This window comes from Pseudoalteromonas peptidolytica, assembly GCF_012641745.1.
GTDB classification, from domain to species: domain Bacteria; phylum Pseudomonadota; class Gammaproteobacteria; order Enterobacterales; family Alteromonadaceae; genus Pseudoalteromonas; species Pseudoalteromonas peptidolytica.
The window spans coordinates 1-6,383 of sequence record NZ_WEHZ01000062.1; the positions used below are offsets into that span (position 1 = coordinate 1).

Annotated in this window: 5 protein-coding genes; all 5 read right to left on the minus strand. The window is 39.5% G+C overall.

What is annotated here, in order from left to right; genetic code table 11:
- Nucleotides 1-674: 674 nt before the first annotated feature.
- A complete protein-coding gene (locus tag F9Y84_RS21550) occupies nt 675-1,286 on the minus strand; it encodes a DJ-1/PfpI family protein (protein ID WP_225740834.1) in 612 nt (203 codons plus the stop codon).
- A 220-nt stretch (nt 1,287-1,506) separates the two neighbouring features.
- Nucleotides 1,507-2,202 (minus strand): SDR family NAD(P)-dependent oxidoreductase, encoded by a 696-nt coding sequence (locus tag F9Y84_RS21555; protein ID WP_208723430.1) that lies wholly within the window; start codon nt 2,200-2,202, stop codon nt 1,507-1,509.
- 149 nt (nt 2,203-2,351) lie between these two features.
- The gene (locus tag F9Y84_RS21560; protein ID WP_147391351.1) at nt 2,352-4,385 is read right to left on the minus strand and encodes a serine hydrolase domain-containing protein; all 2,034 of its coding nucleotides are present in this window, start codon (nt 4,383-4,385) and stop codon (nt 2,352-2,354) included.
- 236 nt (nt 4,386-4,621) lie between these two features.
- Nucleotides 4,622-5,545 carry an aromatic amino acid DMT transporter YddG gene (gene yddG, locus F9Y84_RS21565; RefSeq protein ID WP_147391350.1) on the minus strand — a complete coding sequence of 308 codons (924 nt, stop codon included), beginning with the start codon at nt 5,543-5,545 and terminating at the stop codon, nt 4,622-4,624.
- A gap of 482 nt (nt 5,546-6,027) precedes the next feature.
- Nucleotides 6,028-6,237 (minus strand): hypothetical protein, encoded by a 210-nt coding sequence (locus F9Y84_RS21570; protein ID WP_211091713.1) that lies wholly within the window; start codon nt 6,235-6,237, stop codon nt 6,028-6,030.
- Nucleotides 6,238-6,383: the final 146 nt, after the last annotated feature.

Here is a 6,383-nt window from a genome sequence, read left to right on the forward strand (position 1 = left end):
CGATCAACTGCTTGTAACTCATGGTAACTACTCTTGTTTTTTGGCGATTACAGAGTACCACCAACAGGCAGTTGATCTCTCCTCACCGATTAACCATGAGTGGTGCACTTATTATCTGAATTCGGGATCTATACTTTTCAGAGAGTTGAAAAAGTAAAACAACTAAACCCTAAAATAATTGATTCTATTCAGCCTGTCTGTTACCAAAAAATAAGTAAAGCAACTGTCATAAATAAAATATTATTTATAGCTATATTGCCGTTAAAAATTGTAGAAAAGATCAAAAATACAAAATAAAAACAGCCAAATAACGCTGCTTCATTTTGATAGAGAGGGGAAAAAGTGAGCACACATAACAACGCTTTGCCGAGTCAGATAGGAGCACTAAAATTACAGTGGTTGCGCTAACTAACTTGTTATACCAGCTTTCTTAATTAAGTAGCCTATTTTGAGGCGAGAAAATCTTGTCGATAACCCCGCTACCGCGTCCTGCTATCGCCAAAGTACCTACATTCGTGTAGGCAAGGCAAAAATTTTGCTATTTAGTTGTTCTAAATAAGAAATTTTTAACACTGTTAGCGTCAGATTTACTCCTTCAAATTGAGCAAGTGTTAAGTCAAATTGGTATTACTCTCCGTCGCTATTTATTCACTCTTATATTTACCATGTGAGCTTTACAGCTCTGCTTGTTTAATGGTTTTAGAAATGAGCGTTTCAAACAGCTCAGACTGCCCAGCGGGTATTAATTGGTTTTGTAGGGCTTTTCGTTTGTTTGAGTCAAATAATCGCTCAGCCAGCCAACCGATTAAATACATCAGTGAAAGACAACCACCAGCAGTTGCTATATTCCCTTGCACTACAAGAGGTTGGTCTTGAACGTCTCCTCCAATGCTTTCAAGCGCAGCTTTTGCATCAGGATTGGTTGTTAATGGCTTACCTTTTAGCAAACCAAGTTCATGAAGAACAAATGAACCGGCACAAATTGAGCCAATTAACTGTGTGTTTGGGTTAAGATCCAACGCTGACATAAACTCTGTATCTTGCAAAACTGCTGGAATACCGCGTTTACCACTAGTGATAAGCACCACATCTTGATTTATCACCTCTGAAATATGTCCATCAGTTTTGACTTCTATGCCAAGGTGAGAATGATGTTCAGACTTAGTTCCCAGTATACTCACCGTCCAGCTACCCACTGTGCGACCAAGTAAGTCGTACATCAGAAAGAAGTCTACATCGGTGAAGTCATCAAACAAAACAATACCAACCTTATACATAATATTCATATCCTTATTGCTGTAAATGTAACCCATATCACACTTTCTAGCCAAAGTTAGCGGCTGAATTCTCGAGTAATTTTGATATAACTATCTCGTGCAATTATGCCAATAAAATGAAAATGTGATTTAGAGGCAATGACGAGCTCGTTCCTACTCCAAACTATAGATTAAGTCATGGTTCTATGCCCAATGTCAGTGTAGTAATATGCTAATGATTGACAGCAAGTTAACGCCCAAATTTTTGTGTCAACACGATATCGCCGATATCTGTATTTCTAGATGATTGCATCACAAAATCTACAGCTCTTATAATATCTTCCATCGGTATCGGAATTAGACCTATAGATTCTCCTGACTCAATATCATTTAACACTTCATCTGTCCCTACATAGCCAGGGTTAACAGTCGTAAAACCGATACCTTCATTTTTATACCCCACTCGAAGGGAATGAACTGCGCCACGCAACCCAAATTTAGAGGCAGAGTATGCAACTTCAGAGGTCGTCGACAGCTCAAGGCCAGAAGTTGCTCCCATAAAAATTGCTCGCGGATTTTTGGCTCTACGTAGGTTTGCTAGTAACCCTTTTACCAGCTCGATCGGAGCAAGCTGATTTACATTTATTATACTTTGAGTTTCAGTAAATGAGGTTTTCTCAAAATCATACTCTTCTGTAAATGCTGAAGACTCCCAGATCCCTCCCATATATAAAAGCGCATCAATTGCCTTATCTGATATCTCATCTATTACTTTTCTAATACCCTCAAGTGTTGAGATATCCGCCTCAATCCACTGGCCTACACTTGAACGTGTCCGTGATACCGAGATTATACAATCTCCTTTTGCTGCGTAAAATTCGGCAACAGCTAATCCAATCCCTCGGCTTGCACCAACGATCACTATATTCCGTTTTTTCTCTATCAAGTCCAATTCCTTGTTATATTTAACCTGAGATTTGTCCCAGTAATGCAATAACTCACTATCCTTAAAGAACAGGTCATTTATTCATAAGTAATGATTACAGCTTCCTTAGGGTAGTCCTAACCCAGAGTGGCAAAACACGACGCTAAAATTTAGCCAAAGTAATTAAACCCTACCGCGTTCCAAACCCAAAACACGTGAATAACGCTTAGATAACTGAGTGCACACATCACATAATGTATTTTAAAAAGCCAGTGTAACTCATTCATATTTATCATCAATGGAAGCTTTATTACTTTCATAAAGGTCGTTAAAACAATTGCTAACACCAAAGACAGCAGAATTTTTACCTCAATTGTCGGAAAATTTATGTTAAATTTGTATTCATCATAGACAATGCCTACATTCATTAATGTAAAGCCCACCGTAGCCACAATTATCATTGTTGAGCTACAGCATGCCAACTTTTCGAATGTCACTAGCCTTTTGCCTTGACGAACTCGAACAATACACAGTAACAAGGTCAATAACGATAGCAAAGAAGCAATTGCCAACACTAAATTGAAGTAAAATGGACTTTGCAAAAAGCCCACCCGCTCATAATCGCCAGACCACATACTCGCTGAAAAACGCGCTATATTTCCTGTATCATCGCGATAAAAGTAAAAAGTAGGTGTATTTTGAGATTCAGCTTGGAAGGTGTCTCCTTCAAGATGCTTTAGTTTTATTTTACCTCCAGCCACTATCATGACTAACCTTTGTTGCTCTTCAATAGTAACGCTTACCGACGCATGCAACGCAGCTAGCTTCTCTAACTGGGTATATGAACGACGAGTACTCAAAAATGTTCCCGTATAATCTTCAAGGTTCGGTTGGCTAACTTGCTGTTTTAAAACTTGTGCATATATATTTGTTTGCAGAGGGGAACTTGATCGCGACACTTTAGTCTGGCTTATCGGCTTATTTCGATAGTATTTGTTAAGTATTGCGGTAGGTAAGGTCTCAACAACGTGTCCCCCTCTTCCCGATACATTAGTTGAAATGAAAATGCCTAACTGAATTTCAGGGAACATTACCATATTGGCAGCAAACGTATGGGTCGCCCCCGAATGATAGCGCACCTTGTAACCTCTAAGCTTGCCATCAAACATACCATGGGCAATCCCTGTTGCCAGTGGTCTATCATCGTATAATCGATGTGACATTGCTTTTTGGGTAACTGGCTGAACTAAAAGGTTGTTATCATTCATTAGCACTGACATATAACGTGCCATATCATTGGCGGTTGTAGAAACAGCCCCTGCACCGCCTGCATGCCCAATAAACTCAAAAGATTTGGCAGTATTATTCCCTTTTCTATCTTTAAAATACCCTGCTGCAAGCTGCTGCTGTAGGTCGGACTTCATTGCTGTAAAGGCAGCTCTTGCGTTTACAGGTTCTCGTAATGTTGTATTTTCCATACCCAACTTAGAAAAAATATGTTGCTCCATGTAAGTAGCCAAATCCATACCCGACTGCAACTCGACCAGATAGCCTAGTAAAGCAAAGCCATAATTAGAATAGGATACATTGACACCTGGCGGCCAAACTCTTTTGGGCATATATGTTGCAAGGTACTGCTCTGTACTAATAATTTGTGACGGGTTTTCCACGAATAAGTGACCAGCATCCGCTTCTTCAAAACCCGCCCGATGACTTAATAAGGCACGTATTGTAATAGGCGCAAAAGTATCTGGTATTTTAAATTCGCTTAGGTATTCATTGATATCAGTATCTAGAGATAGCTTTCCCTGTTCCACCAGCTGCATTACCGCAAGAGCCGTCATTGTTTTGGTAATAGAGCCAATGCGAAACAAAGTTGTATTGGGATCAACCTTGGTTTGGCTTGCTACATTGGCAAACCCGTAACCCTTGAGCAAGATAACTTCCCCATCTTTGACAATCGAAACCGCAACTCCTGGCAGGTTGTGTTGCACCATGGCTTTATCAACCCAGTCATCAACATAGGTTCTCAGGCCTTCGAAGTCTTCCTTTGTTCTCCCCCCCTTCACGTCTGAGATTTCATTACCATCAACTACTGAATGCGACTTGGTAGCCTGTGCTTGTACACTAAAGAATATGCTAATAGCTAAAGTGAATACAAAAACCTTTAGGACAAATAAACCATCAACAATCTTTGCTTCCATACTTATACTCATTTCCTTATTGTTTGCGGTAAAAAATTAGTGTCCAAAGAAGCACAAAGATTATTACAGTAAAAGCGTTAAACTTTTCCATTAGGGCTTTCGGTAAGTGTAGGGTTAACTGCGTGCTAACCCTGTATAGGAGCCATAGTATCAAATGTTTTTCCGTAATGGGTAAGAACTTGAAGTGAACAGACGCAATGGTTGTTTTGTCAACGAGTTCATAAAAAGGCTACTGCTCAAGCATCGCTCACTGCTACATTGTTATTGTTTACGCTTGCACGTGTTGACTGCCAACAGAGTAATGAACCGAGTGTAACTGCGATAACCCCAATCCAAAATCCTGTTGTTAGCGAAATGCCTAATATCCACGAGGCGAATATACCGGAAAATACTGGAGTAAAATAAGAAATGACAGCAAGTAAGATCATATTGCCACCAATTATAGCCTTGTTCCACAATGCGTAGCCTAAAGCCATGCCACCACCAGCCACGACCAACAAGCATACTTTGTAAAACGAAAAGTTAGATTGCAAGCTTTGTTCAATTAAACACCATTTAACCCACAGCGTTATCGCTGTAAAGATGAAGAACAAAGTAATTGCATTCTGACCATTTGACAACATTTTGGTGAGATTACAATAGACAGCCCAAATAATTGCGCCCCCAAAAGCAAGGCCAAAAGCCATGGGATTGCTTACAATACTGCTTACTAAACTCTCGATAGATAAACTAGTATCGCCCGAAACCACCATATAAACACCTGTAAAAGCAAGTATGCTACCGCAAAACAGAAGCACAGTGTTCGCACTGTTACTTCGGCTAATTATCGCGCCTAGGATGGTAAATAGTGGCCATAAATAGTTTACAATGAGGACTTGGGCAGACTGTGTTCTAGAGTTTGCAAAGCCCAGAGATAAAGACAAACAAAGTTCATATGCAACAAACAACACCCCGCCAAAAATCACATAAGATTTTGGGTAACTTTTCATCTTTGGAAAGCCTAAAAACAGCACGAGAAATATCGCTGCCACTGAATAGATTAAGGTAGCCCCCCCAATTGCACCAAAATCTTCACTAACGATACGCATAACATGCAGTACTGCACTCCATACCAATACCGCTAATATACCAAATACTGTAAACTTATATTGCGCTTGCAAGGATTGACTCCATATTTATCTGGGAATAAAAGTTCTCTCTCCCAGCGTGCTGAATAAAGGCGAACATGTCGGAAAATATAACATTCACAAAGGGTTTTATAGAAAAAACTATCAAGTGCTATTCGCTATAAAGGTTATAATTAAGCTCCGTTTGATTTCTGTTTGTAGATATTATTTCTAACATTAACGCTTCAAGCGCTTGTAACTTCGCATGAACTGCTCTTCGGTTAGTGTACCTCCAGCCCCAAAGCTCAAGTGTTTGCTCTAAAACGTTAAGATATCATAATGGGTTACTGATAATTGATAATAGCTGATGATAGCTGACACCCACTCTAAATCGATACACACCAATGGTTGTACCTTTGGCCTAAACACGAGTTTTTTAGGCTATTAAAACACCAAAATAAATACGATTTCATTGAGTGTAATAAAATCCTATTCGTAATGGGTATAACTTGGCGTTATTATTAAAAGGTGCTTTTTCACTTTTCTTTGAGTGGTAAGCTATTTGATAACTCCTCAAGCTTGTCGTTAATATCTTTGATTTGGTGCTCATCACTTACTGACTTTTTAACTTCATTAAGCGCCATTTTATACGCCACATCTAGGGCGTTAGTCTGTGGTATTTCAATATGAGGTTTAACGCCAATCGCTTCCCAGTTTGTTTTCGTTTTTGGATTAATGGCCTTCACTATAGGAATACCAGCTCTAAAGCCAGGGCGGGATCGCACTTTTAGCTAATTTATGATCAAATAGCGCCAATCCCATTGCTAGGCGCAACCAATGAACCTGATTGAACACCTTACAGTTGTAGAAGAAACTCGCTCTGATATTAACA